Raw genomic sequence first — 25,381 nt, 5'->3', positions numbered from 1 at the left:
AGACCCGCCCCGCGTCGCGGGGCGGGGCGGTGGGGTCGGTCCGCCAGGGCCCTCACGGGTGGGCCGCCGCCGGATGCTCGGGGATTGGTCAGGCGATGCCTGCGCGGGCCAGTAGTCGCATCGTTGTGGGGGACAGGCGGCTCAGCCACCACGCGACTCGGGCTTCCGGGGTTATCGGGGCTACGGCTTGGCGGTGACGGATGGCTCCTACGATGCGGTCCGCCACCTTTTCCGGCGGGTAGTCGCGGCGGGCGTAGAGTCTGGACGCTCGTTCTCGGTGTGCGGCCTGGTCGGCGGTGTTCATTCCGGAGAAGGTGGTGCTGCGGGTGATTCCGGTGTTGACGATGCCCGGGTGGATCGTGGTCACCCGCACGCCGGATCCGGCGAGTTCGGCGCGTAGGCAGTCCGACAGCATGGCCACCGCCGCCTTGGTGGTCGCGTAGGCCGCCAGCATCTTGGAAGGGGTGTACGCCGCCGCCGAGGCGATGTTGACGATGTGTCCGCCCTCGCCCCGTTCGGCCAGCAGCGTGCCGAAGGCCCGGCAGCCGTGGACGACGCCCCACAGGTTGACGTCCAGCACCCGCTTCCACTCGGCGTCGGTGGTGGCCAGGAACGTGCCGTAGTGGCCGACGCCCGCGTTGTTGACCACGATGTCCGGGACGCCGTGTGCCGCCGCGACCTTTGCCGCGAAGGCGTCCACGGCCGCGCCGTCGGACACGTCGACGCGATACACGTGCGCCGAACGCCCGTACAGACGGGCCAGTTCGGCGGTGCGTTCGGCTCCGGCGGAGTCGATGTCGCACACCACGACGTCGGCGCCCTGTTCGGCGAACGCGACTGCGGTGGCTCGGCCGATTCCACCGCCCGCGCCGGTGATCAGGGCGAGCCGGCCCGCGAACGGGTCCTTCCCCGGCGGCCGTTCGTGACGCCGGGCCGCGTCGAGGTCGGGCGTCGTGGTGCCGTGGTCGACGTGTGCGGCGAATTCGCGGGTCATCCGGGCCACGGTCGGGCCTTTCTCCAGGAGGGCCGACCAGTGGGCGGCCGCGATCGTGCGCCGCCACAATCGGGGCACCCAGCGGTCCAGGTCCTCGGACAACGCAGCGCCGACGTACGAATCTTCGGCGAGCGTGATCAGCTGCACCGGCACGGTCGTCTCGCGCCGCCCCGGAAGCAGCATCCGGGGCAGCATGTTGGCCCGGTACAGCGCGATGCCGCGCACCGCGTCGTCGGCGAGCGTGGCCTGCGGGTGACCCGCGCGCGGCCGCACCCCCTCGGCCCGGGCCAACAGCCCGCCCCAACGCGCCGCGAGCCCCGACCGCCAGGCCGCAGGTGCGAGCATCGGCAGGTGGAACGCCGCGATGTACCACGAACGCGCCGACTGGGCCGCGAGTTGGCGCAGATGCCGTGGCGTGGGTCGGGCCAGTCGGCGTCTGGCCCAGTGTCCGACGTGGTCCAGGCACGGCCCCGAGATCGAGGTGTACGAGGCGATCCGGCGCGGCCCGGCCCGGTCGGTGACCGCCTCCCAGGCCTGGATCGAACCCCAGTCGTGGGCGAGCAGGTGCGCCGGCCGATCCGGGCTCACCGCGTCCAGCACGGCGAACAGGTCGGCGGCCAACTGCTCCAGCCGATAGCCGTATCGACTCCCGGGCGCCCCCGACGCCCCCGCGCCGCGCACGTCGTAGCGCACCACCCGGTGGTCGTGCGCCAGATCGGCGGCGACGTCGTCCCAGACGTGGTGGGTGTCCGGGTAACCGTGCACCAGCAGTACCAACGGGCCGTCCACCGGCCCCTGTTCGTACACCGCGAGCCGGACCCCACCGGAGACGACGGATCGAGCGCGCACGCTGCCGACCTCGTCCGCCGCCCGGGCGGCCTTCACGACGCCTTCGTTCACGACCTCTTCGGAGGCCCCCGCCGTCATCGCGACCCCACTTCGCGCAGCCGCCGCACGTGCGGCACGTCGTCGTCGAGCCAGTACGCGTCGTCGTCGGTGACCACCAGCAACTCCTCGAATTTGGCGCCCACCGCGCGCAGCGCGATGTGCGGTTCCACCGCCCACAGGCCCGGGGTCGGCGCATGCCGCGATGCCCGACCGTCCGCCCACAACGGCGAACGCCCGTGCAGCCGCTCGGCGATCAGCTCCCGACCGAGGGTGCGAATCGTGCGCACACCGAAGCCGAGGACGTTCACCCCGATCGGTCGGCGCAGGGTGACGCGGGTGACCTGATGGGCGATCACCCGCCCCGGATAGACCTGATGCCGGTTGTCGTAGCCGTGCGCGACGGTCAGTGCGTCCACCGCCCGGTACACGTCGTCGAGCGGCTTGCGTCGGCGGACCTCGGCCACGATCAGCTCGCGGTAGGCGCCGAGATCGGCCACGACCCGGTCCCAGACCGGATTTTCGCCGACCTTGCCCGCGTAGCCGATGTCGCCGGTGTACCCGTCCACGATCGGCGCGCAGTCCAGCACGTACGGCATGCCCTCGGTCAGGACCCGGCCGCTCGGGAAGAATTGCAGCGGAGTACGGAAGTCGCGGAACGCGGTGCGGTCGCCGAACCACACGAACGGGATGTGGAAGCAGTCCCGGACACCCTCCGCCGCCAACTCCCGCCCGAGTCGCGCGGCGGTCTGCCGCTCGGTGACGCCCGGTTCGATCCAGGCCGCGACCCGCTCGGCGCACCGATACGCCAGCCGCTGCACGTCGCGGAATCGCTCCAGGTCGTCCTCGTCGTACCGGAACGCCGGCATGCCCCCGGGCACGCGTGCCGCCGCGACCCGTAGCCGTGTGCTCATCAAACGCCGCCTTTGGGAAAGGGAGGTCGTGCGGGTCACAGGTCGAGGACCAGGTGCTCGCCCTCGGCGGCGCGGGAGACGCAGATCAGCATCGCGCCGGCCGCGCGTTCGTCGTCGGTCAGGCGCAGGTCGCGGTGCTGAACGGTGCCGGCCACCACATTGACCCGACACACGCCGCAAAAGCCCTGCCGGCAGGAGTAGGCGGTGTCGGGATCGGCCTCACGCAGCACGTCGAGCGCCGGCCGGTCGGCCGGTATCGGCAACTCGATGCCGCTGCGCCGCAGGCGGAGGGTGAACGGGTGGCCGTCGACCACGGGCGCCGGCGCGAAACGCTCGAAGTGCAGACCTCCGGCCGGACCCGCTTCGACGGCCGTGCGTACGGCGGCCAACATCGGCGCCGGCCCGCAGCAGTACACCGCCGCCCCGACGGGCGCACGGCCGAGCAGTTCGGCGCAGTCGGGCGGCCCCTCCTCGTCGTCCGCACGCACCTCGACCCGCCCCTCGGCGCCGCCCAGTCCCGCCAGTTCGGCGCCGAAGGGCAGCGAGTCGCGAGTCCGGCCGAGATGGATCAGCCGCCAGTCCGATCCGACCCGGGCGGCCCGCCGCACCATCGGCAGGATCGGGGTGATGCCGATGCCGCCGGCCAGGAACAACACGGCGGGTTCGGCGGCGAACGGAAACGCGTTGCGCGGCCCGGCGGTTCGCAGCGTGGCACCCACCGGCAACGCGTCGTGCATCTCGATCGATCCACCGCCGCCCTCGGCCAGTCGGCGCACCGCGATCCGATAGGTGTAGCGGTCCTCGGGGTCGCCGCACAGCGAGTAGTGCCGGCGGCGTCCGGACGGCAGCAGCAGGAGCAGGTGGGCACCCGGCTGCCAGCGGGGCAGTCGGCCGCCGGCCGGCGCGGTCAGCCGCAGGGAGACCACGTCCTCGGCCTCGACCACCCGCTCGCGCACCACCAGTTCGAGTCCTTCGGGACGTACGGCGGCGGCGTTCGGCGCGCCCACTCTGGCCGGACGCCGGCCGCGACGGGCGACCACCTCGGTGTGGACGCGGCCGAGGACGGTCAGCGCCCGCATCATCCGGTCGCCGCGCTCGCGGCCGTACAGGTCCGGCGGCGGGGTGACCGGCCCCGACGGCGCGGCGGGCGGTGGCGGGCCAAAGTGCCCCGACGGCGCGGAAGTCGGTGGTATGGACGGGCTCATCGGCATCCTCGGCATCCTCGGTGTCCGGATCGAAGGGGGTACGGCGAATCACCGGGCAGCCGCCCGAGCTGCCGGCGATCGGGCCAGATACGCCACGGCCTGCCCGGTCGAGCCCTCCTGGGTCGGGTGGTAGCGCGGCTTGACGTACCGCGCGGCGGAGCGGGCCGCGCCGGTCAGCCCCGGCAACAACCCGCGCCGCGACGCCTGTACGTACGCGCGCCACGTGGGCCGGACCCGGCCCTCGAGCTCGGGGTCGGCCAGCATCAGGAAGCGCACACCGCGCACCCACATCCAGGTGAGCACCGGTCCGGTGACCGCCATCGTGCGCATCCGACGCAGATAGCCCGGGTCGAGGTGGACCAGCAAGTCGTAGGCCACGCTGCGGTGTTCCACCTCCTCGGCGCCGTGCCAGCGGAGCAGGTCCAGCATCACCGGGTCGACCCCGGCCCGGTCCAGGCCGGGCGCGTTGAGCACCCAGTCGCCGAGGAACGCGGTGAAGTGCTCGATCGCGGCGATGATCGCGACCCGCTCGATCAGGTGCTCGCGGCCGGCCGGGCCGGTGAGGTCGGCCCGGCCGGCGAGCACGCGGTGGAAGAGCCATTCGACCTGGCGCACGAACGGCGCGGGGTCCAGGCCCTTGGCGAGCAGCAGGTCGAGCACCCCCTGATGGGCCTCGGCGTGTACGGACTCCTGGCCGATGAAGCCGATCACGTCCTCGCGCAGCCGCTCGTCGGTTACCAGCGGCAACGCCTCCCGGAAGGTGCGCACGAACCAGCGTTCGCCCTCGGGGAGCAGCAGGTGCAGCACGTTCATCGTGTGCGTGGCCATCGGCTCCCGCGGGACCCAGTGCATCGGCAGGCGCGACCAGTCGAAGCGCACGTCTCGCGGGTTGAGCGCGAGGTCGTGGTGCTCGTCGGCACGAACGGCCGGTCCCCTGGCCGGGGTTCGAGCCGATCGGCGGCCGAGGCGGGGGAGGCGGGGAAGCGGTGTGTCGGGGGGAGCCGAGGACATGACGGTGCTCCTTCGTGGGGAACTCTTGCTGCCTCTCTGGTCACCTGTCTTGTTACCTCACAGTAGGGAGTGTTGAATAAAAGTCAATACTTCGAGCGCCCGCCCGTTTCGATACTCTGCGCGTACCCGCCGCCGTCGCCGCGACCGAAACCAGGCCCCGATTTGAACAAGAGTCAAGGATCCCGCACGGAGGGTCGCCGAACCCCGCCCGACTCCGAGCGCTCGCAGGCCCGTCGTGCCGAACTCGTGGCCATCGGGCGCCAGTTGTTCGCGAACACCTCCTACGACGCGCTGTCCGTGGACGAGATCGCGAGCCGGGCCAACGTCGCCAAGGGCCTGCTCTACTACTACTTCCGGAACAAGCGCGGCTACTACGTCGCGGTGATCGAGGACTCGGTCGCCGACCTCGTCGCCCGCGCCCGCAGCGACGCCGACCAACCGGCGGCCGACCGGCTGCGCAAGGTGCTGGACGGCTATCTGCGCTTCGCCCAGGGCAACGAGGCCGCCTACCGCACCGTGGTCAGCGGCGGCGTCGGCTTCGACACCGACGTGCTCACCATCCGCGAACGGGTCCGCGAGGAGATGCTCACCTCGCTCGCCGGCGGCGCCTACGGCCGCGTCGACCTGTCGCCGATCGCGCGCGCCGCGCTGGTGGGTTGGCTGTACTGCGTCGAGGGGGTCACGCTGGACTGGCTGGCCCGGCGGGAGTTGACCCGCGAGGAGGTGCACCACCTGCTGGTGATGCTGCTCATGGACACCTTCGTCACCATCGCCGACCTCGATCCGGCGTGGCAGCCACCGGAGGCCGCACTCGCCCTGCATCGCGCCCGGACGCAGCCGGAGTAGAACGCGCGACGACCCGCGGCGCCGGACCCGCACCCGCCCCGGGCACACGTCCCGCACCCCACCCGCGCACCCGGCCCGCGTCATCCCCGGGGCGGACCCGTTCACCCTCCGGGCGCACGTCCACGCCCGAAAGGTTCGTCCGCACGGCGATCGTCACGGCCGTACCGATTCCCTACCGTCGATGGCATACCGGGCACCCGCCCGGCGGCCCTCCCCGGGGAGGCGTCGACGCACCGGAGCCGCGGAGACCCAGCGATGATCACAGCCGAAGCACTGACCAAACGCTACGGCCCCAAGACCGCCGTGGACGGGTTGAGCTTCACCGTCCGTCCCGGCGTGGTCACCGGCTTCCTGGGTCCCAACGGCGCCGGCAAGTCCACCACCATGCGGATGATCCTGGGTCTGGACCGCCCCACCTCCGGCTCGGTCACCGTCAACGGCCGCCGCTACGCCGACCATTCCGCCCCGCTGCACGAGGTCGGCGCGCTCCTGGAGGCGAAGGCGGTACACACCGGCCGCTCGGCGTACCACCACCTGCTGTCCATGGCCGCCACCACCGGCATCCCCACCCGTCGGGTGCACCAGGTGATCCGGATGGTCGGCCTGGACGACGTGGCCCGCAGGCGCGTCGGCGGCTTCTCGCTCGGCATGGGCCAGCGGCTCGGCATCGCCACCGCACTGCTCGGCGACCCGGCGACGCTGGTCCTGGACGAACCGGTCAACGGCCTCGACCCCGAGGGCGTGTTGTGGATCCGTACCCTGCTCAAGTCGCTCGCCGCCGAGGGACGTACGGTCTTCCTCTCCTCGCACCTGATGAGCGAGATGGCGCTCACCGCCGAGCACCTGATCGTGGTCGGTCGGGGCCGGCTGATCGCCGACACGTCGGTCGCGGACTTCATCGCCGGCGCCGCGCCGGACCAGGTCCGGGTCCGCACCCCCGACGCCGACCGGCTGCGGGCGCTGCTGTTCGGGCCCGAGGTGCGGATCGCGACCGAGGAGCGCGACGTATTGGAGGTCAGCGGGGTCTCCAGCGACGACATCGGCCGGATCGCGGCGGCGCACGGCATCACCCTGTTCGAACTGGTCCCGCATCGGGTGTCCCTGGAGGAGGCGTTCATGGAGTCGACGCGCGACGCGGTCGAGTATCGGGTGAGCGGCCCGTCGAGCGGCACCGGCGGCACCCACGCGGGCGCGGACACCGGCCCGCACACCGACCCGAACACCCGCCCCCACACCGGCCCGCGTACCCGGGGCAGGGCCGCCTGATGTCGACCACGATCACCCCCGGCACCCCCGCTCCCGCCCCCACCCCCGACTTCGCCTCCCGCGCCGCCGGGCGCGGTCGAGTCACCTTCGTCCGCGTGCTCCGCGCCGAATGGATCAAACTGCGCAGCCTGCGCTCGACGTTCTGGGTCCTGGTCGCCGCGGTCTTCGTGGTGATCGCACTCGGCCTGCTGGTCACCTCCGGCACGGTCGACCGCTGGCCGGACACCGGCGCCGCCGAGCGCGCGCGGTTCTCCGCGCCCAACGCGAGCCTGACCGGCCTCTACCTCGCCCAGTTGGCCATCGGCGTACTCGGGGTGCTGGTGATCACCGGGGAGTACGCCACCGGGTCGATCCGGGCCACGATGTCCGCGGTGCCGCACCGCCTGCCCGTGTTGTGGGCCAAGGCCGCGGTCTTCGGCGCGGTCACCTTCGTCCTGATGCTGGGCACCTCCCTGATCGCGTTCCTGGCCGGGCAGGCGGTGTTGAGCAAGGAGCACATCGACGTCGCACTGGGCGACCCGGGCGTGCCGCGCGTGGTGGTCGGGGTGGCCCTCTACCTCGCGATCACCGGCGTCCTGGCGCTCGGCGTCGGCGCCATCGTCCGCAACGCCGCCGGCGGCATCGCGATCGTGTTCGGCCTGCTGCTCGTCCTGCCCCAGGTGGTGCAGGCCCTGCCGACCGCGTGGCAGGACCACATCACCAGATATCTGCCCAGCGAGGCCGGTCAGGCGTTCACCCGCTGGCATCCGTCGGCCGACGCGCTCTCCCCGACCACGGGCATCACGGTCTTCGCGCTCTACACCGCGGCGACGCTCGCGGCAGCGGCGGTGTTGTTGCGCAGGCGCGACGCATGAGCACGGCACGGCGCATCGGTACGGCGCTGCGAGGGGACGGCGGCGGGCACGGGCTCGCCGCCGTCCCGGCGCGCGTGGTGGCCTTCACCCGCAGGCATCCGATCTGGGCCGACACCACCGTGGCGGTGGGCCTGGTGCTCATCTTCGAGGCCGGCCACCTGCTGCGGCTGTCCGGCTGGTCGGTGATCGGGCTGGCCCTGATCCTGCCGCTCGCGCTGCGCCGCCGGGCCCCGGAGGCGGTGTTCGCGGTGATCGCGAGCGTGGCCCTGGTCCAGTGGATCATCGACGCGCACACCGGCGCCGACGCGAGCCTGCTGATCGCGCTGTACACGGTGGCCGCCACCCGCGACCGGCGCCGGACGCTGTACGCGCTGGCCGTGGTCGAACTCGGCATCGTGCTGGCCGTCGGGCGCTGGACCCTGGACGGATATCGCTTCGGCGCGTTCGTCGGCCTGAGCGCGATGGCCGTCACGGCGGTGGTGCTCGGCGCGAACCTGCGCACCCGACGCCACTACCTGGCCGCCCTGGAGGACCGTGCCCACCGCCTGGAGCGCGACCAGGAGCAGCAGGCGCAACTCGCCGTCGCGGCCGAACGCGCGCGGATCGCGCGGGAGATGCACGACATCGTCACGCACAACCTGTCGGTGATGGTCGCCCTCGCCGACGCCGCCGCGATGACCGTGCGCAGCACGCCCGACCGATCCGCGACGGCGATGGAGCAGGTCTCCGGCACCGGCCGGCAGGCGCTCACCGAGATGCGCCGCTTCCTGGGCGTGCTGCGCGAGGACGAACCGGACGCCGCCCGACACCCGCAGCCCGACCTGGCCCGCCTCGGCGCGCTGGCCGAACAGGTCCGCGCGGCGGGCCTGCCGACCACGCTGACCATCCAGGGCGACACCCGCGAGGTGCCGCAGGGCGCCCAGCTCGCGGTGTACCGGCTCGCCCAAGAGGCCCTGACCAACACGCTCAAGCATGCCCAACCCGGAGCGAATGCCCGGATCCGGGTGTGGAGTTCGCCCGAGCGCGTGGAGTTGAGCGTGGTCGACGACGGCCGCCCGCGCGCATTCGCCGCAGTCGGCGGCACCGGCGGCACCGCGGCCACCACCGGCAGCGGCAGCGGCATCGCCGGCATGCGCGAGCGCGCCGCCGTCTACGGTGGCGATGTGGCGGCCGGGCCGCTGCCCGGCGGCGGCTGGCGCGTGTCGGCCGTACTGCACCTGACCGACCCGGGAGGATCCTGACGTGGCCATCGACGTACTGGTGGTGGACGACCAGCCGCTGCTGCGGATGGCGTTCACGATGGTCCTGGGCGCCCAGGACGACATGAGCGTGGCCGGCGAGGCCGACTGCGGCGAGCAGGCCGTGCGACTGGCCGAACTGACCCGTCCCGACGTGGTGTTGATGGACGTGCGGATGCCCGGCATGGACGGCATCGAGGCCACCCGGCTGATCGCCGAGCGCTGCCCCGACACCAGGGTGCTCATCCTGACCACGTTCGACCTGGACGAGTACGCGTTCGCCGGGCTGCGCGCCGGCGCATCCGGCTTCCTGCTCAAGAACGCGCTGCCCGCCGAACTGCTCGCCGCGATCCGCTCGGTGGCCGCCGGCGACGCGGTGGTCGCGCCCCGGATCACCCGCCGCCTCCTGGAGACCTTCGCCCACCGCCTGCCCGAACACGACGCCGCCCCCGGCGCCGAGGACCCGCGCCTGGGCGGCCTGACCGAACGCGAACGCGGCGTCCTGGTCGAGATGGCCCGGGGCCTGTCCAACGCCGAGATCGCCGCCCGCCTCCAGTTGTCCGACGCCACCATCAAGACCCACGTCAGCCGGGTCCTGGCCAAACTCGGCGTCCGCGACCGGGTCCAGGCGGTGGTGGTCGCCTACGAAAGCCGCCTCGTGCAACCCCTGTGAACCGCGCTACCTTCGCCGAAGGCCCCGCGTCGTCCGGCTCCCACCCCGGATTCGGATGCGGCCGGGCGAGACATCGGGCGCGCCGTCGACCCCGACGGTGCCGAGTCACGGAGAACGCACATGCTCAAGGCATTCGCGGACCTGTCCACGCCCCTCGTGGCCGACGCCTGCATCCGGGTCGACGCACCGCTGCGGATCGCCCCGCCCGGGATCCGGGCGGTGGTTGCCGGGCAGCGGATCGCCGGACGGGTGTTGCCGGTTCGGCACTACGGGAGCGTGGACGTGTTCCTGGAGGCGTTCGGGGCGGCCGAGCCGGGGGACGTGCTGGTGATCGACAACGGCGGTCGGGTCGACGAGGCGTGTGTGGGCGACCTGGCCGTGCTGGAGGCCGAGGCGGCGGGGGTGGCGGCTCTGGTGGTGTGGGGGCTGCACCGCGATACGCCGGAACTGGTCGAGATCGGGCTGCCGGTGTTCAGCTACGGCGCATACCCGCCGGGACCGACCCGGCTGGACGAGCGTGAGCCCGAGGCGCTGACGTCGGCCCGGGTCGGGCCGCACACGGTGGGCGTCGACGACGTGGTGTTCGGCGACGAGGACGGCGTTCTGTTCGTCGCCGCCGACCGGGTCGAGGAGGTCCTGGCCACCGCCCACCGCATCCACGACACCGAACGCGAACAGGCCCGCCGCATCCGCTCCGGCGACACCCTGCGCGAGCAGACCACCTTCGCCGACTACCTGTCCCGCCGCGCCGCCGATCCGTCGTACACCTTCCGGCAACACCTGCGCCGCACGGGCGGCGCGATCGAGGAGTAGCGGCCGAGGGCGCCGCGCGGGAACCGAGGGACGGCGGTCCCCGCGCGGGCGGACCGGCGAGGGCGGCGGGGCGCCGCGCCACGGGAGCCGGCACGCGGGTCGGCACGCGGTGGGCGGGCCGGCGGGGGCCCGGCGACGGTCGGTGCGCCGCCGGTACCGGGTCGGCAGTCCGGTGGGCGGCCCGGCGCCGGTGCCTGCGCGTCGTCGGTACGCAGCCGGTACGCGGCCTGTACGCGGTCGGCAGTCGCCAGGACCAGTGCGTCGTAGGTACGCGGCTCGTACGCGGTCAGCAGTCCGGCGGGTGGCACAGCGCCAGGACCAGTGCGTCGTCGGTCAGGCGCAGCGTGCCGACGTGTCGCCGCAGGTCGTCGCCCAGCCGCTCGACCGCGGCCACCGGGTCCGCCGCGACCGGCCGCTCGCCGCCGAGCAGCGCCTCGATCCGTTCGACCAGCGGATAGTGCAGGCCCCCCGCGTCCCGGGCGTCGGCGAAGCCGTCGGTCATCAGCAGCAGCAGATCGCCCGCGCCGAACGGCACCACCCACTCGGGCGGCGTGCCCGGGTCCAGTTCGCCCAGACCCAGCGGCAGGCCGGGATCGGGCGGCTCCAGCACGTGCACGGTGCCGTCCGCCCGGATCGCCACCGGCTGCTCGTGGCCCCGGTGTACGAACGCCACCTGCTCGGCCCGCACCTCGACGAGCAGCGCGGTCACGAAGCGGTCGGCCGGCGCGTTGCGGGTCACGCTGGCATCCACCCGGCGGGCCACCGCGCTCAGTTCCGGCTCGTCGTACGCCGCCTCGCGAAACGCGCCGATCGTGATCGCGGCGGTCCGTACCGCCCCCAGCCCCTTGCCGAGCACGTCCCCGATGATCAGCCGCACCCCGAACGGGGTGTCGAGCGCGATGTACAGATCCCCACCCAGCTCCGCCCCCTCGGCCACCGCGAAGTAGCGCACCGCCAACCGCAGGCCGCCGAGGCCGTCGGTCGGCGGCATCAGGATCGCGCGCTGCGCCGCCAGGGCCACCTCCGAGACCGCGACCAGGGCCCGCTCGTGCCGTATCCGGGCGGCGGACAGGTACATGGCCAGCGCCGTGGCCATCACGTACATCCACGTGCTGATGTTGAACAGCTCGTGGTACTCGGGCCCGAGATAGCCGTCCGCCGAGGCCAGCCAGTAGCGCAGCGGCAGCGACACGGCGCCGATGACGAGAATCGCCAGGGGCGGCGCGGTGGCGGCGGCGAGCGTGGGGGCAAGCAGCAGGAACGGATAGAACACCATCGACGAACCGGTCGACAGGTCCACGACGGTGACCACGACGAGGATGCCGACGGGCAGCGCGATCTGACGAAACAGCGACCGTGTCGCGGTTCCGGCCACGGGCGGCTGCGGCTCCCTGCTGCTCATCGGTGCGTCCATGGTCGCCCAGAATGTAGTGGTATGCCGCCCGCACGGCGCCCGCCGAACAGGTGACCACCCGAACGGGCGGCCCGGCGAGGTGGGGGCGGGGCGCGCGAGGAGTACCGGGATCCGGGCCGAACGCCGTCGGCGTCCCGGAGCCGTCGGGCCCGGGACGCCGATCGCGGCGCCGCCGGGCCGGGCGATCCCGCCCGTCGGCGCCATGCGGTCTAGGCGGTCGGGTCCACGCTCTTGATGATGGCGAACGGTGCGCCGAACGGGTCGGTCAGCCACGCCAGTCGGCCCACGTCCGGGACGTCGGCGGCGGGCATCGTCACGGTGCCGCCGTTGCGCTCCGCCTCGGCGATCACGTCGTCGGGGTCGGCGACCTCGAAGTAGACGATCCAGTGCGCGTCCTGGCCGTGCGGGTCGGGCACGATGCCGCCGAAGGAGGTCGCCTGCTGGTCGCCCTCGGCCGTGGACAGCACGTTGTACGTCATGCCGGGCATCTCGAACTGCTGCGTGCGCCAGCCGAACAGCTTCCCGTAGAAGGCGAGCGCGGCGGAGAGTTCGACGCCGTGCAGTTCGACCCAGGCCAACGAGGTCGGCTTGCCGACCAGCTCGGCGCCCTGGAAGGTGCCGGGCTGCCAGATCGCGAAATCGGCGCCCGCCGGGTCGGTGAGCGGCGACATCCGACCCATCTCCATCACGTCGAACGGGTCCACCCGGACCCGGCCGCCGCCCTCGGTCACGGCGCGGGCGGTCGCGTCGGCGTCGGGGCTCTTGAAGTAGACGGTCCAGGCGGACGAGACGCCCTCCTCGGTCAACGGCCCGAGTCCGGCGACCGGCTTGCCGTCCTGCCGGAAGAGGCCGTAGCCGCCGGCGTCCGGTCCGGCCGACTGGAAGTCCCAGCCGAAGATCGTGGTGTAGAAACGCGCCGCCGCGTCGGTGTCGGGGCTGCCCAGGTCGAGCCAGTTGGGTGCGCCGGTCGCGTAGTCGGTGCTGAGCATGTCGCTCCTTCGTCGGATCTCGCTTCGGTCCGATTTGCCGCAAATACGGTGGATTGCTCGGACTCGACAAGTCTGACTCCGGACACCCGTTCCCCGCCTGCGCACGTGCGGGCGGGGCACCGCGGTCGCGTCGATTTCTTGCCCGTGCCCGTGCCCGTGCCCGTGCCCGTGCCTGTGCCGAACGGGTGCGGTGATTCCCGGTTCGGTGAGGGTGAACGCCTCGGTCAGCGCCCGCAGCGCGGCACGCAGACGGTCCGGGTACAGGCCGTCGGGTTCGGGGAAGGACAGCGCGCCGAATCGGGCGGGCCCCAGGACGTCGAACCAAACCACCGCGCCGGCGCCGGCCTCGGGTGGGCCGGAGTCCAAGCCGTCAGGGGATGACCGTGACCGGCCAGCGGGCCGAGCGGACCAGGCGGATCGCGAGCGAGCCGACGAGGCGGTGGCCGAATCGTTCCGAGGCGCCGACGACCACCGCGTCCGCGCGGACCTCGTCGGCGAGTTTGGCGATCTCGTGCGCCACGTCGCCGTACGCCTCGACGAAGCGGTGGCGTACCCGCAACTCGGCGGCCCGTGTCGTGATGTAGTCGGCGATCTCGTGCACGGCCGACTCGTGCGCCTGCTCCATCACGCCGGCCCCCTCGGCGGTGGTGGCGGCGATGCCCATCGGGGCGCGGACGTAGACGGAGACCAACTCCGCGTCGCCCCGGCGGGCCTGCCCGAGGGCGTAGTCGGCGGCGCGGAGGGAGGTGCGACTGCCGTCCACGCCGACGAGCACGGCGCGCGGCCCGTCCGTACCGAGTTCGAAGACGGGCGGCGACGCGGGGTCGGTCACGGGTGCTCCTCCGACGTCGGGATCGTGCGCCCGCGTACGAGGGGCGGGCGACGGGTCCGAGGCTACCCCTGGGTGGAGGACGGGCGGTGTTCGACCACGCAGTCCGGGCCCGGGGACATGATCGTCTCGTGGCCGTTCGCGGCGCGGACCCGGAAGGGCGGGGTGCCGTCCGGACCCAATACCTCGACGATCTCGACGGAGTGGTCCTGTTGGCCGACGACCCGGCCGTGGATGATGAGGCGATCGCCCTTGCTGGCGTACATGTCGACTGACTCCTCTGGGGTGGGGCGGGGTCGATGGCGCCATCGAATCGTAACAGGACGATCACGCTGAGTGAAGGTGGGAATCGGCCCGCCGCCAGTGCACCGACGACGCCACATGGTCGGCCTCGCTCACCGTCGGCCGGTACCCGAACGCCCGACCGTCCCGCGCCCCACACCCGTGCGCGAGGTCAACGCGTGGTCGGGACGCTCACGCGCGGGGTGGTCGAGGTGGGCAGGGGGGCGGCTGCCTGGGTCGGGCCTTCGCGCAGCAGCAGGCCGGCGGTGAGTGCCACCAGGCAGGCGGTCAGGCCGTGGACGCCGAAGGCCGTGCCGGCGGATCCGTCGTTGCTCAGCACGACCGTCATGTCGCCCGCCGGGATGAAGGTCATGGCGAGCATCGTCCAACCGAGCGCCCGCCGGTGTCCGGTCAGCAGGAGGGCGAAGATGACCAGCCCGGTGCCGATGTCGCGGACGCCCTTGACGGCGAGGAACCCGGTGCCTTCGTGCTCGGGCCAACCGGGCAGGCCGAAGCCGGACGCCGTCGACTGCGGGGCGAGCAGGTAGGCGAGGCCGACGTAGATGATGAAGGCGCCGCCGAGGGCGGCCAGGATGGTGGTGAGGGTCCTGAGCTTCATGGTGTTCTCCCGAGTGTCGGGCCGGTGGGACCGGCCGTCGTCGCCTTGTGGGGAAAACACTCGCCGGGTGGTCCTGGAAGGCACATGGAAGCGACTTGGAGGCGGCCCCGAGGCCGAGCGGAGAGCCGCCTGAGCCGGTCGGGTGGGGGTGGGTGCGATTAAGGTGATCATGAAGGGTTCGCGGGGTGGTTCGGCGAGGGGAGCGGGGACGTGGCGATACGGGACCAACTGCGGGGCATCGGCGGCGCGGTGGGCTCCGCGGCGGCGTCCGGGCGGGCCGCGGTGGGGAGTCGGATCGGGGCCGGTCGGGCCCGGGTAGCGTCGGGCGACTGGGTGCACGCGACGTTGGACGCACTGCCTGCGCCGAACGCACCCACCTTCCTGGCCTGGGAGTTCTCCCTCGGCGCGCTGGTGTGTCGGCATCCGAAGGTGCCCGCGATCACCGCCCGGCCGCTGCGGTTGCTCGACGGCCTGGGCGCGGTGCGGTTCGGCCCCGAGACGGTCGGCTTCGACGGGGAGGACATCCCGTGGGAGAAGGTCGTCCGGCTGACCACGCACGACGCGTTCGAGTCGATGACCACGGCGGCGCTGGACACGGAAGTGGACCGGATCCGCGAGGTGTTGCCGCCGTTGCCGGGGCGCAAGTGGGCGGTTACCAAGGTCGTGGAGGGGTTGCTCACCGTCGTCCTGGCCTCGCTGGAACAGGCCGACGACCGGCGCATCGATCGGGTGCCGGTGGCCTGCGAGATCACCTACCGCGGTCTGCTCGGTCGGGAACGCACGCTGCGGGCAAGCCTGTTCGCGACCGCGCTGCTGGCTCGGCAGACCGCCGTCGCGGAGAGCCTGGTGGCCACCGCGCGGGCGCACGGCGTCGAGGTGGTCGAGGCCGCCGCGGCGGGCGGCGCGGACGACGCGGCGGCGGCCGAGCGTACCCGTGCGCTGCGTGCCCGCACCGACACGATCGCCACGAAGCTCCGCGCCCAGCGCGAACAGGCCGAGGCGGTCGCGGCCGGCGGCGAGGACGAGCCGGACGGGGCACGGGCGGTGGGAGGCGGGATCGGCGACGGGTCGGCGGGCGGTGCGGGAGCGGTGGGCGGTACGGAAGCGGCTGTCGCCGCGGGAGCGGGGTCGGCTGCCGGTGGGGATCCGGCGGCCGGGACCGGATCGGGGCCGGGTGCCGGTCCGGCGACGGGTACGGCCTCGACGCCTGCTGCGGTCACGGCCGTTGGTGCGGGTCCCCGGCCCGGCGCGGCGCCGCCGAACGGGCCTTCGTACCGTGCCCACCCGAGCGACGCCACCGACCCGACCGATCCGTTCGCCTGCTGAGCGTCGAAGACGCCGCGTCGAACCCTCGGGCGTCTCGTACGATCGCCCCGGCCCGAGGGTCCGCGTGCGTTCCTCGGGCCGGAGCGGCGTCGCGGGTCAGACGACCTCGTTGAGTTTTCCGGTGGCCACGTCGAAGACGAAGCCGCGCACACGGTCCTTGTGCACGATGAACGGATCGGCCTTGATCCGGCCGATCGACTGGCGTACATCGGTTTCCAGGTCCGTGAACGCCTCGCTCGCCCAAGCGGGCTTGAGGCCGGTGTCGGCCGCGATGTCGGCCTTGAACCCGTCGTCGTCGAAGGTCAGCATGCCGCAGTCGGTGTGGTGGATGAGGATGATCTCCTCGGTGCCGAGCAGCCGTTGACTGATCGTCAGCGACCGCAGCTCATCGGCGGTGATCACCCCGCCGGCGTTGCGGATCACGTGTGCGTCGCCCTCGGCGAGGCCGAGGATCGCGTACACGTTCAACCGCGCGTCCATGCACGCCACCACGGCGACGTGCCGGGCGGGCGGGAGCGGGAGGGGGCCGGTGAAGTTCTCGACGTAGGCCACGTTGTTGGCCAGGAGTTCGTCCGTGACGGACATGTGCGGTCCTTCGGCTGGGGAGTTGCGGGACTCACCCGATCCCGGCGCCCGAAGTGTCGCGGGGACCGGGCGGGTTCGGACGCGGAGCGGCCACGCGGGCGGTGACGACACGCGGCGTGGCCCACGGACACCACTCGTCGAACAGGCGGACGCGGCGCGTCGGCCAGAAGCCTTCGAGCGAAGTCGCCGCCACACCGGGCCCGTTCCCCATGAGGACAGTGAACTGAACGTGCCCGTGGTGCGCAAGCGCACACCCGTTCGGGGCGGATCCGCTCAGGAGGCCAGGGTCGATCGGTTGTGGGTGCCCCACAGGTCGCGGGCGGCGTAGGCCGGTTGCCACCGGTTCAGGTAGGTCGGACGGATGGATTCCGGGAGTCGGCCGAGGATCGTGGTGACCGTCTCGGGATCCGCTTGGTCCAGCAGCCAGGGCAGGTAGCGGCAGGTGCCGGAGCCGATGCGGCGGCCGTGCTCCACGTCGAGTCGGTGCACCTGTTCGGCACCGGCGACCGCGTCCAGGAGCGGCAGGACCTCGTCCTCCTCGTGGGCCAGGTGTCCGCGCAGCCCGGTGACCAGCCCGTCGAGGAGGTCGCCGAGCCGGGCGGGTCCCCACACCGGGTCGGCAAGTGCCGCGTCGATCGCGTCCAGGAGCGGGTCGAAGGTGGCGTGTTCCGCCTCCATCACCGCGATCAGGGCCAACTCGTCCGGCCGGTGCGCCAACGTGCGGCGCAGGAGCGGCCACAGGGCGGCGTCCTCGGCGTCGTGATGGACCCGCAGGTAGCGCTCGAACATCTCCCACCCACCCGCGAACCGCAACACGCGCCACGCCTCGTCCTCGCCGCGCGCGGCGAGGTGGGCGATCCGCGTCAGGTCGCGGCGCAGCGCGTCGTGGATGGCGAATGTGGTCGACATGTCGTGTCGAAAGCCCTTGTTGCGCACGGGGTTCCTCGCTTGTGCCGGCTCGGGTGGCGCGGGGAGTCGGCCCTCGATCTCCGGAGGTCCGCGCTCGTGTACCTCTTTGACGCGCGGCGAGGGGGCGATGTGACCGTGACCGGGCGAGGTGTTCGCGATCCGGCGACGTGATCCGGCGGCGTCATCCGGCGGTGCGATCTCGCGGTGCGAGTGGGTGGTGTGTGTCCGCCGCCGTTTCCGTCGGTCGGCGTTGTCCGCCTTGCCGGTCGGGGTGCCGCGGCGTGGACGTGGATGGACCCGGCTTCCTTCGCGCCGTCCGAGCGTCCTATGACACGATCGTCGCCGTGTACATCCGGGCCGGTCGGTTGTTGCTCGCCTTTCGGCCGGTGACGAACTGCTGTGCCCGGGCGGGGCGTTCGGTCACGAGGTGTCCTGGACTGCCAGGGTCGATGCCCGGACCGGGTTTCGTGAGCCGGTGGGGTCGGTGGATCCCGTCGCGCCGAGCCCGGCTCCGCCGGCCTCCGTCCGCCGTCCGCCATCCGCCGTCCGCCATCCGTCGTTCGCCGTCCGGGCCCGCGAGCCCGGACGGCGGTTCGGGGATCCTGCTCCGATCAGCCCAGCGATGCGGTCAGGGTGATCTCCGCGCCCGGCGCCAGCAGCCGCGAGATCGGGCAGTTCTGCTTCGTGACATCGGCGATCTTGAGGAACTCGGCCTCGTCGATCCCGGCGGCCACGACCGTGTTCTCCAGGTCGATCCGGGTCACGGTCGGGGCGCCGTCGACCCGGTCCAGGTGCACCTTGGCGGTGGTGTCCACACTCGTGGCCGGGAAGCCGGCGTCGCCCAGGCCCTTGGCCAGGGCCATCGAGAAGCAGCCCGCGAGCGCCGCGCCGATCAGCTCCTCCGGGTTGGTGCCCTCGCCCTCCTCGAAGCGGGACTTGAACGAATAGGCGCCTTCCAGGCCACCCTTACCGGTGCGGATGGTGCCGGCGCCGTCGAGGATGGTGCCCTGCCACTGTGCGGTTGCGCTACGAATAGTCATGGCACGACCCTAGCGCGTGACGATATTCGTTCCCGTGGAAGCGGAAGCGGAAGCGGCCTGCCGCGCTCCGCGCCGCTTCCCCGGGGCGACGCCTCGACGGGAACTCCAGGGCTGCTTCCGGGCTACTTCCGGGCCTCGATCTCGACCTCGGCCTCCGTCATCGCGGGGGTGACGTCCGCGCCGCCCGCCGCGCCGGCCGGAGTCGTACCGGCCGCCGGTGCCGGGTCGGAGCTCATCGCCGCCCGGCCCCGGGGCATCAGCAGCGCCGCGAAGAGCAACGCGACCACGCCCAGGACTGCGGCGGACAGGAACGCGTCGTGATTGACCGACAGTTGCGCCTCGTGCACCTTGTGCACGTTGCCCGCCGCCCGGGTCATGTCGCCGGCGAAGCCGCTGTAGGCGATGGTGGCGATCACGGCGAGGCCGAGCGCGCCACCCGCCTCCTGGCTGGTGTTGATCAGGCCGGCGCCCATGCCCGCCTCCTCCTCGCTGATGCCGACGAACGCGGCGATCTGGAGGGTGACGAAGCACATGCCGCACCCGAGGCCGAGGGCGATGAACGCGGGCAGGATGTCGACCGCGTACCGGCCGTCCAGCGGGGCGCGCCACAGCAGCAGCAGTCCCGTCGTGGTGACCGCGAGTCCGGCGATCAGCACCGGTCGCGCGGCGACCTTGGTGATCAGGCCCGACGCGACCCCCGCGCCGACCGCGACCGCGACGGCCAGCGGCACGTAGGCGAAGCCGGCCTTCATCGGCGAGTAGTCGTACACGTCCTGCATGAACAGGCTGGCGAAGAAGAACAGCGCGCCGAACATGCCGAACACCAGGATCGCGGACAGGTTCGCGGTCCGCATCGTCTTCAACCGGAAGACCCGCAGCGGCAGGATCGGTGCCGCCGCCCGCGCCTCGATCGCCACGAACGCGCCGAGCAGCACGGCCACACCGCTCAGGCTGCCGATGGTCCGCGCGGTGGCCCAGCCCACCGTGGTGGCCTCGCCCAGGGTGAAGATCAGCAGCAGCAGACCGCTGGTGAGGGTGGTCGCGCCGGCCACGTCGAACTTGTGTTCACGCTCCTCTGCCACGCTCTCCGGCAGCACCTTGGGGGCGAGGAACGCGACGCCGAGCCCGATCGGCACGTTGATCCAGAAGATCCACTCCCAGCCGGGCCCGTCCGCGAGCAGGCCGCCCATGATCACGCCGACGATCGACGCGATGCCGGCGAGCGAACCCCAGATGCCCAGCGCCTTGTTGCGCTCGGCGCCCTCGGGGAAGGTGTTGGTCAGGATGGACAGCGCGGAGGGGGCGATCATCGACGAGCCCAGGCCCTGGAAGCCGCGGGCGGTGATCAGCATCGTGCCGTTCTGCGCCAGCCCCGAAACCAGCGAGGCCAGCGCGAACAGCACGAAGCCCGCCTGCAGCACGCGGCGGCGGCCGAAGGTGTCCGCGAGTCGGCCGCCGAGCAGCAGGAAGCCGCCGAGGACCGTGCCGTACGCGGTGACGATGTAGTTCTGGCTCACCTCCGACATGTCCAGGCCGGCCTTGATCGACGGCAGCGCCAGGTTCACGATCGACACGTCGAGGAACACCATGAACTGGCCCAGGCACAGGAACGCCAGGACCGCTCCGGTGCCGACGCCGGGTCCGGATCGGCTCGTCGCCGAATCGGTGGCAGACATCACATTTCTCCTAAACCATGCGGAATCGGATGATCGAGCGATCGGACGTCCGTGGCGATCGCGGTGTCGGGTGTTCGAGGGCAGGTCCCACCTCCGCCGGGCGGTCGCGGGAGGCAAACCGCCGAGCGTCGTCGCGGGGATGCGCCGAACCGGCCGCGTCGTACGTTCGCGTCGGTTCCGCCCCCGGCCGCGGGGGCCGGGACTCGTTCGTCACCGCCTTGACGGATCGCCGAGGGCGAATGTGACAGCGGGGCCGAAGGCAATTCCCGTACACCCCGGAGGCGCCTCGACGCGCACCCCGACGTGCACCCCGAGGGCCGGGTGTCTCGCTTCCCGCGCTGTCACATCGGCCCTGGTCGCAACGTCATGGCTGTGAGAGTCGCGACGAGAACCGAGGACGCGACCGGAGGACGGGGTGATGGCGATGGTGATGCGGATGAACGAACACGACTTCCTGGCCGAGCGCTTCGAGACGCACCGCGGCCACCTGCTGGCGGTGGCGTATCGCATGCTCGGCTCGCTGACCGAGGCCGACGACGCGCTCCAGGAGACCTGGCTCAAGCTCAGCCGGTCCGACCCGGACGAGGTGGACAACCTGGCCGGCTGGCTGACCACCGTGGTCGGCCGGGTCTGCCTGGACATGCTGCGCTCACGCCGCTCCCGCGGCGAGGAGCCGCTGGACCCGCAGGTACACGTGCCCGACCCGATCATCACCGGGATGGGCGCCGGCGACCCCGAGGAATCGGTCCTGATCGCCGACTCGATCGGCCTCGCCCTCATGGTGGTCCTGGAGACGCTCGCCCCCGCCGAACGGCTGGCCTTCGTCCTGCACGACCTGTTCGCCGTCCCGTTCGACGAGATCGCGCCGATCGTGGACCGCACGCCGGCCGCGGCCCGCCAACTCGCCAGCCGAGCCCGGCGCCGGGTCCAGGGCGCGGCCCCGTCCCCCGACGTCGACCTTGCCGTCCAGCGCGAGATCGTCGACGCGTTCCTGGCGGCCGTGCGCGGCGGCGACTTCGACGCGCTGGTCGCGGTGCTCGACCCGGACGTGGTGGCCCGCGCCGACGGCGGCCCGCTGCGCCCCGGCGGCTCGATCGTGCGCGGCGCGGCGACGGTGGCCGGACAGGCACTCGCCTTCGCCCAGATCGCCGACAGCGCCCGCCCCGCACTGGTCAACGGCACGGCCGGGGTGGTGGCGATCTCCGCCGGCAGGCCGATGTCGGTCCTGGCCTTCGGCTTCGCGGCCCGCCGAATCGTCAGCCTGGACATCCTGGCCGACCCGGCCCGCCTCAGCCGACTGGACCTGACGGTCCCGGCAAGCTGAACCACGGACGAACCGGCACGACCCGATCCGCCTCAGCCGGTTGGCCCTCACCGTGCACGCGAGCCGAACCGGCCGGCCTGCCGAGCAAGCGTCCGGAACGCGCGGCGAGTTGTGGCGGCTGAGCGGGGTGGGATGGGGGTGGCTTGGCGGAGATGGCCGGCGACGAGGGAGCGGGGGCGGTCGGGCCGAGTTCGCCGGGGTGCCTTCCGGAGTGGGCGGGTGTTTCCGGCGGGCGTTGCGCTTTGGGTTGCGGGTGGCTGGTGCGGGGTTGGTCCGAGTCGGTGGTGGGCCGCCGCCGGCGTTCGGGGCTCCGAGATTCGAAGTCCTCGACGAGACGGGCATGTTGGTCGGCGAAAACCGGCTGGCAGTGGGGGCAGGGTGGGTGGTCGGGTCGAGTCCTGCGGCGAGCGTTCCCGAGTGGGTGGAGCGTTTCCGGCGGGCGTTGCGCTTGTGGTTGCGGGTGGCCGGTGCGGGGTGTGTCCGAGTCGGTGATGGGCCGCCGCCAGCGTTCGGGGCTCCGAGACCCGAAGCTCCCGACGAGACGGCCGCGTTGCTCACCGAAAACCGGCTGGCAACGGGGGGCGGGGAGGGTGGTCGGGTCGAGTCCTCCGGGGCGCCTTCCGGAGTGGGCCGGGCGTTCTCGGCGTGCGTTGTGCTTGTGGTTGCGGGTGGCCGGTGCGGGGCTGGTCCGAGTCGATGGTGGGCCGCCGCCAGCGTTCGGGGCTCCAAGACAGGGTGTTCCCGACGAGACCGGTGTGTTGCTCACCGAAAACCGGCTGGCAGCGGGGGGCAGGGTGGGTGGTCGGGTCGAGTCCTCCGGGGAACCCTCCCGAGTGGGTGAAGCGTTTCCGGCGGGCGTTGCGCTTGTGGTTGCGGGGTGGCCGGGTTGGGGTTCGGAATCGGATCTCGGCGGGTGGTTGTGGGCTTCGAGTTTCTGTGACCTGCGGTTTTGTGCAGTCGTGGCGGAGAGTCGGGTGTCGGGTGCCGGTTTGGGGTGTTCCGGTCTTTTCGGTGCGCGTGTGGAGACCGGAACTGCCTGGTCGGCAGTCGATTTCGCGCGCGGCGACGTCGTGGAGGTCGTCGAGGGGACCGGAAGTGACCACCGAGAGCCGAAACCGGATCCCGAGGCACCTCAAACGCCTCCTCTTTGACGCTGACCTGCGGTTATCCCTCACTTCGACGCCACGGCACCTCACGCCGTCCGGTTTCGTGACACCCCTCGCCACCCACACGCCACCCACACGCCGACCGCACACCGAAACACCCGACCCACCCGGGAAGGCTCCCCGGCGAACTCAACCCGAGCCCCCTCCTGCCCGCCGCTGCCAGCCGGTTTTCGGTGAGCAACACACCGGTCTCGTCGAGAACTTCGGTCTTGGAGCCCCGAACGCTGGCGGCGGCCCATCACCGACTCGGACCAGCCCCGCACCAGCCACCCGCAACCACAAGCACAACACACGCCGGAAACGCTCTACCCACTCGGGAACGCTCGCCGGAGAACTGGACCCGAGCGCCCCCCTGCCCCCCGTTGCCAGCCGGGTTTCGGTGAGCAACGCGCCCGTCTCGTCGGGAGCTTCGAGTCTTGGAGCCCCGAACGCTGGCGGCGGCCCATCACCGACTCGGACAAGCCCCGCACCAGCCACCCGCAACCCAGGGCGCGACGCCCGCCGGGAACGCCCGGCCCATTCGGGAAGGCTCGCCGGAGGACTCGACCCGACCACCCACCCTGCCTCCGCTGCCAGCCGGTTTTCGGTGAGCAACGCGCCCGTCTCGTCGGGAGCTTCGAGTCTTGGAGCCCCGAACGCCGGCGGCGGCCCACCATCGACTCGGACAAACCCCGCACCAGCCACCCGCGACCACAGGCGCAACGCCCGCCGGAAACACCCGCCCACTCGGGAAGGTGCCCCGGAGGACTCGACCCGACCACCCTCCCCGCCCCCCCGTCGCCGGCCGGTTCTCGGTGAGCAACCAGCCCGTCTCGTCGGAACACCCGGCTCGGAGTCCCGAACGTTCGCGGCGGTCGACCGGCGGCTCGGGCCGTCCCCGCGCCGGTTGCCGGTCGTCCGCAGCCGAAGCCGGGCCGGGGTGACTGCGCCTGGGCCCAATCCCCCGGTGTGCGGCGGCAGTCCGCTTGCTCTGAAGATCGATATCCGCCGTCGGGGTGGGTACGTTCCGCGGCATGAGATTTCTCCACGATCAGGTTCCGCCCCATGACCTCACCTACAGTGACGTCTTCCTCGTTCCGTCGCGATCCGGTGTGGGGTCGCGGCTCGATGTGGACCTGACCACCTCCGACGGGACCGGGACCACCATCCCCGTCGTGGTGGCCAATATGACCGCCGTGGCCGGGCGGCGGATGGCCGAGACCATTGCCCGGCGCGGTGGGCTCGCGGTGATTCCGCAGGACATCCCGGTCGACGTGGTCGCCGAGGTGACCTCCTGGGTCAAGCAACGCCACCTCGTCTACGACACCCCGATCACGATGTCGCCCACCGACACCGTCGGCGAGGCGATGAACCTGCTTCCCAAGCGGGCCCATGGGGCGGTCGTGGTGACCGAGAACGGTCGGCCGGTGGGCATCGTGGCCGAGGCGGACTGCCTGGGGGTGGACCGCTTCGCGCAGCTCGCGCGGGTGATGTCCACGGAACTGCTCACGCTGCCCGACGGGGTCGACCCGCGCGAGGCGTTCGACCGGCTCCACGAGGGCCGGCACAAGCTCGCGCCGATCGTGGACGCCGACGGCCGACTGGTCGCCGTACTCACCCGCACCGGCGCCCTGCGCTCGACGTTGTACACGCCGGCCGTGGACGCGGCGGGTCGGCTGCGGGTGGCCGCCGCGATCGGCATCACCAACGACGTGGCGCACAAGGCGGCGAGCCTGATCGAGGCGGGCGTGGACACGCTGGTCCTGGACACCGCGCACGGCCACCAGGAGCAGATGCTCAAGGCGCTGCGCGCGGTACGGGCGCTCGACCCGCCCGTACCGATCGTCGCGGGCAACGTGGTCACCGTGGCCGGCGTGCGCGACCTGATCGACGCCGGCGCCGACATCGTCAAGGTCGGCGTCGGCCCCGGCGCGATGTGCACCACCCGGATGATGACCGGCGTCGGCCGCCCACAGTTCTCCGCCGTCGCCGAATGCGCCGCCGAGGCCGCCCGGTCGGGTCGACACGTGTGGGCCGACGGCGGCGTCCGGTACCCGCGCGACGTCGCCCTCGCGTTGGCCGCCGGCGCCTCCAACGTGATGGTCGGCTCGTGGTTCGCGGCCACCTACGAATCACCCGGGGACGCGTACCGCGACGGCGAGGGCCGGCTGTACAAGGAGAGCTTCGGGATGGCCTCGGCCCGCGCGGTCCGGCTGCGCACCGCCACCGAATCCGCCTTCGACCGCGCCCGCAAGGCGCTGTTCGAGGAGGGCATCTCGTCCTCGCGGATGTACCTGGACCCGGTCCGCCCGGGCGTCGAGGACCTGCTGGACTCGATCGGCGCCGGCGTGCGCAGCGCCTGCACCTACGCGGGTGCCCGCAACCTCGCCGAGTTCCACGAGCGCGCGCTCCTGGGCGTGCAGAGTCCGGCGGGCTACGCGGAGGGCAAACCGCTGCCCGAGAGCTGGTGAACCGTCGGCGGCGCGAACCTCCGCCCCGGGAGCGCGCCGCCGAGCACCCTCCGTACGAAACGGATTGACGGCC

General features: G+C 72.5%; 22 protein-coding genes. 9 read left to right on the top strand and 13 right to left on the bottom strand.

Annotated elements, in window-relative coordinates; genetic code table 11:
* Window positions 1–88: 88 nt before the first annotated feature.
* The 4 genes from B4N89_RS32155 to B4N89_RS32140 form a co-directional block, all read right to left on the bottom strand.
* A complete protein-coding gene (locus B4N89_RS32155; RefSeq protein WP_078980000.1) occupies window positions 89–1,921 on the bottom strand; it encodes an SDR family oxidoreductase in 1,833 nt (610 codons plus the stop codon).
* Entirely contained in the window at window positions 1,918–2,793 is an 876-nt protein-coding gene (locus B4N89_RS32150; protein WP_078979999.1) for a M24 family metallopeptidase, read from the bottom strand. The genes B4N89_RS32155 and B4N89_RS32150 overlap by 4 nt, the downstream gene beginning before the upstream one ends.
* A 35-nt stretch (window positions 2,794–2,828) precedes the next feature.
* A complete protein-coding gene (locus tag B4N89_RS32145; RefSeq protein ID WP_101897396.1) occupies window positions 2,829–3,875 on the bottom strand; it encodes a PDR/VanB family oxidoreductase in 1,047 nt (348 codons plus the stop codon).
* A gap of 171 nt (window positions 3,876–4,046) precedes the next feature.
* The gene (locus B4N89_RS32140; RefSeq protein ID WP_078979998.1) at window positions 4,047–5,009 is read right to left on the bottom strand and encodes a metal-dependent hydrolase; all 963 of its coding nucleotides are present in this window, start codon (window positions 5,007–5,009) and stop codon (window positions 4,047–4,049) included.
* Between the two features lie 162 nt (window positions 5,010–5,171).
* On the opposite strand from B4N89_RS32140, the gene B4N89_RS32135 reads away from it, so the two are divergent.
* The 6 genes from B4N89_RS32135 to B4N89_RS32110 all read left to right on the top strand — a co-directional run bounded on the left by B4N89_RS32135 (window position 5,172) and on the right by B4N89_RS32110 (window position 10,699).
* Window positions 5,172–5,855, top strand: coding sequence for a TetR/AcrR family transcriptional regulator (locus B4N89_RS32135; RefSeq protein ID WP_078979997.1), 684 nt, complete (start codon window positions 5,172–5,174; stop codon window positions 5,853–5,855).
* Between the two features lie 255 nt (window positions 5,856–6,110).
* Window positions 6,111–7,121 (top strand): ATP-binding cassette domain-containing protein, encoded by a 1,011-nt coding sequence (locus tag B4N89_RS32130; RefSeq protein WP_078979996.1) that lies wholly within the window; start codon window positions 6,111–6,113, stop codon window positions 7,119–7,121.
* A complete protein-coding gene (locus B4N89_RS32125) occupies window positions 7,121–7,975 on the top strand; it encodes an ABC transporter permease (protein WP_078979995.1) in 855 nt (284 codons plus the stop codon). Before B4N89_RS32130 ends, B4N89_RS32125 begins: the two co-directional genes overlap by 1 nt.
* Window positions 7,972–9,216 (top strand): sensor histidine kinase, encoded by a 1,245-nt coding sequence (locus B4N89_RS32120; protein ID WP_235619035.1) that lies wholly within the window; start codon window positions 7,972–7,974, stop codon window positions 9,214–9,216. The genes B4N89_RS32125 and B4N89_RS32120 overlap by 4 nt, the downstream gene beginning before the upstream one ends.
* 1 nt (window position 9,217) lies before the next feature.
* A complete protein-coding gene (locus B4N89_RS32115; protein ID WP_078979994.1) occupies window positions 9,218–9,886 on the top strand; it encodes a response regulator in 669 nt (222 codons plus the stop codon).
* A 120-nt stretch (window positions 9,887–10,006) separates the two neighbouring features.
* Window positions 10,007–10,699: an RraA family protein gene (locus B4N89_RS32110; RefSeq protein WP_078979993.1), complete on the top strand. Its 693-nt coding sequence runs from the start codon at window positions 10,007–10,009 to the stop codon at window positions 10,697–10,699.
* A 286-nt stretch (window positions 10,700–10,985) separates the two neighbouring features.
* Here the strand turns inward: B4N89_RS32110 and B4N89_RS32105 are convergent, their stop codons facing one another.
* The 5 genes from B4N89_RS32105 to B4N89_RS32085 all read right to left on the bottom strand — a co-directional run bounded on the left by B4N89_RS32105 (window position 10,986) and on the right by B4N89_RS32085 (window position 14,832).
* A complete protein-coding gene (locus B4N89_RS32105) occupies window positions 10,986–12,101 on the bottom strand; it encodes a PP2C family protein-serine/threonine phosphatase (protein ID WP_161500890.1) in 1,116 nt (371 codons plus the stop codon).
* A 221-nt stretch (window positions 12,102–12,322) separates the two neighbouring features.
* Window positions 12,323–13,102, bottom strand: coding sequence for a VOC family protein (locus B4N89_RS32100; RefSeq protein ID WP_078979991.1), 780 nt, complete (start codon window positions 13,100–13,102; stop codon window positions 12,323–12,325).
* Between the two features lie 370 nt (window positions 13,103–13,472).
* On the bottom strand, window positions 13,473–13,934 hold the full coding sequence (locus B4N89_RS32095; RefSeq protein WP_078979990.1) for a universal stress protein: 462 nt from the start codon (window positions 13,932–13,934) through the stop codon (window positions 13,473–13,475).
* Between the two features lie 62 nt (window positions 13,935–13,996).
* Window positions 13,997–14,197, bottom strand: a complete 201-nt coding sequence (locus tag B4N89_RS32090; RefSeq protein WP_078979989.1) for a DUF1918 domain-containing protein — start codon at window positions 14,195–14,197, stop codon at window positions 13,997–13,999.
* Window positions 14,198–14,385: 188 nt separating this feature from the next.
* A complete protein-coding gene (locus B4N89_RS32085; protein WP_078979988.1) occupies window positions 14,386–14,832 on the bottom strand; it encodes a DUF4267 domain-containing protein in 447 nt (148 codons plus the stop codon).
* A gap of 210 nt (window positions 14,833–15,042) precedes the next feature.
* On the opposite strand from B4N89_RS32085, the gene B4N89_RS32080 reads away from it, so the two are divergent.
* Window positions 15,043–16,158, top strand: coding sequence for a hypothetical protein (locus B4N89_RS32080; RefSeq protein ID WP_078979986.1), 1,116 nt, complete (start codon window positions 15,043–15,045; stop codon window positions 16,156–16,158).
* A 96-nt stretch (window positions 16,159–16,254) separates the two neighbouring features.
* Here B4N89_RS32080 and B4N89_RS32075 read toward each other — a convergent pair whose 3' ends face one another.
* From B4N89_RS32075 to B4N89_RS32055, 4 genes are all read right to left on the bottom strand, one after another.
* On the bottom strand, window positions 16,255–16,743 hold the full coding sequence (locus B4N89_RS32075) for a beta-class carbonic anhydrase (protein ID WP_078979984.1): 489 nt from the start codon (window positions 16,741–16,743) through the stop codon (window positions 16,255–16,257).
* A 273-nt stretch (window positions 16,744–17,016) separates the two neighbouring features.
* The gene (locus B4N89_RS32065) at window positions 17,017–17,652 is read right to left on the bottom strand and encodes a hemerythrin domain-containing protein (RefSeq protein WP_078979981.1); all 636 of its coding nucleotides are present in this window, start codon (window positions 17,650–17,652) and stop codon (window positions 17,017–17,019) included.
* 611 nt (window positions 17,653–18,263) lie between these two features.
* Window positions 18,264–18,692: an OsmC family protein gene (locus tag B4N89_RS32060; RefSeq protein ID WP_078979980.1), complete on the bottom strand. Its 429-nt coding sequence runs from the start codon at window positions 18,690–18,692 to the stop codon at window positions 18,264–18,266.
* Between the two features lie 122 nt (window positions 18,693–18,814).
* Window positions 18,815–20,368: an MFS transporter gene (locus tag B4N89_RS32055; protein WP_078979979.1), complete on the bottom strand. Its 1,554-nt coding sequence runs from the start codon at window positions 20,366–20,368 to the stop codon at window positions 18,815–18,817.
* 436 nt (window positions 20,369–20,804) lie between these two features.
* On the opposite strand from B4N89_RS32055, the gene B4N89_RS32050 reads away from it, so the two are divergent.
* Both B4N89_RS32050 and B4N89_RS32045 read left to right on the top strand, forming a co-directional pair.
* Window positions 20,805–21,692: a sigma-70 family RNA polymerase sigma factor gene (locus B4N89_RS32050; RefSeq protein WP_078980656.1), complete on the top strand. Its 888-nt coding sequence runs from the start codon at window positions 20,805–20,807 to the stop codon at window positions 21,690–21,692.
* Between the two features lie 2,179 nt (window positions 21,693–23,871).
* Window positions 23,872–25,308, top strand: a complete 1,437-nt coding sequence (locus B4N89_RS32045; protein ID WP_078980655.1) for a GuaB1 family IMP dehydrogenase-related protein — start codon at window positions 23,872–23,874, stop codon at window positions 25,306–25,308.
* Window positions 25,309–25,381: the final 73 nt, after the last annotated feature.

The sequence above is a fragment of the Embleya scabrispora genome (genome assembly GCF_002024165.1).
Lineage (GTDB): Bacteria > Actinomycetota > Actinomycetes > Streptomycetales > Streptomycetaceae > Embleya > Embleya scabrispora_A.
This window is presented reverse-complemented; position numbering and strand designations above follow the sequence as displayed.

Excerpts from the sequence above, each read along its gene's own strand:
- B4N89_RS32150 (WP_078979999.1), bottom strand. The coding sequence starts at position 2,793 with ATGAGCACACGGCTACGGGTCGCGGCGGCACGCGTGCCCGGGGGCATG.
- B4N89_RS32105 (WP_161500890.1), bottom strand. The coding sequence starts at position 12,101 with ATGAGCAGCAGGGAGCCGCAGCCGCCCGTGGCCGGAACCGCGACACGG.
- B4N89_RS32155 (WP_078980000.1), bottom strand. The coding sequence starts at position 1,921 with ATGACGGCGGGGGCCTCCGAAGAGGTCGTGAACGAAGGCGTCGTGAAG.
- B4N89_RS32145 (WP_101897396.1), bottom strand. The coding sequence starts at position 3,875 with ATGATGCGGGCGCTGACCGTCCTCGGCCGCGTCCACACCGAGGTGGTC.
- B4N89_RS32065 (WP_078979981.1), bottom strand. The coding sequence starts at position 17,652 with ATGTCGACCACATTCGCCATCCACGACGCGCTGCGCCGCGACCTGACG.
- B4N89_RS32125 (WP_078979995.1), top strand. The coding sequence starts at position 7,121 with ATGTCGACCACGATCACCCCCGGCACCCCCGCTCCCGCCCCCACCCCC.
- B4N89_RS32110 (WP_078979993.1), top strand. The coding sequence starts at position 10,007 with ATGCTCAAGGCATTCGCGGACCTGTCCACGCCCCTCGTGGCCGACGCC.
- B4N89_RS32060 (WP_078979980.1), bottom strand. The coding sequence starts at position 18,692 with ATGACTATTCGTAGCGCAACCGCACAGTGGCAGGGCACCATCCTCGAC.
- B4N89_RS32140 (WP_078979998.1), bottom strand. The coding sequence starts at position 5,009 with ATGTCCTCGGCTCCCCCCGACACACCGCTTCCCCGCCTCCCCCGCCTC.
- B4N89_RS32055 (WP_078979979.1), bottom strand. The coding sequence starts at position 20,368 with ATGTCTGCCACCGATTCGGCGACGAGCCGATCCGGACCCGGCGTCGGC.
- B4N89_RS32045 (WP_078980655.1), top strand. The coding sequence starts at position 23,872 with ATGAGATTTCTCCACGATCAGGTTCCGCCCCATGACCTCACCTACAGT.
- B4N89_RS32090 (WP_078979989.1), bottom strand. The coding sequence starts at position 14,197 with ATGTACGCCAGCAAGGGCGATCGCCTCATCATCCACGGCCGGGTCGTC.
- B4N89_RS32075 (WP_078979984.1), bottom strand. The coding sequence starts at position 16,743 with ATGTCCGTCACGGACGAACTCCTGGCCAACAACGTGGCCTACGTCGAG.
- B4N89_RS32050 (WP_078980656.1), top strand. The coding sequence starts at position 20,805 with ATGAACGAACACGACTTCCTGGCCGAGCGCTTCGAGACGCACCGCGGC.
- B4N89_RS32130 (WP_078979996.1), top strand. The coding sequence starts at position 6,111 with ATGATCACAGCCGAAGCACTGACCAAACGCTACGGCCCCAAGACCGCC.
- B4N89_RS32085 (WP_078979988.1), bottom strand. The coding sequence starts at position 14,832 with ATGAAGCTCAGGACCCTCACCACCATCCTGGCCGCCCTCGGCGGCGCC.
- B4N89_RS32100 (WP_078979991.1), bottom strand. The coding sequence starts at position 13,102 with ATGCTCAGCACCGACTACGCGACCGGCGCACCCAACTGGCTCGACCTG.
- B4N89_RS32120 (WP_235619035.1), top strand. The coding sequence starts at position 7,972 with ATGAGCACGGCACGGCGCATCGGTACGGCGCTGCGAGGGGACGGCGGC.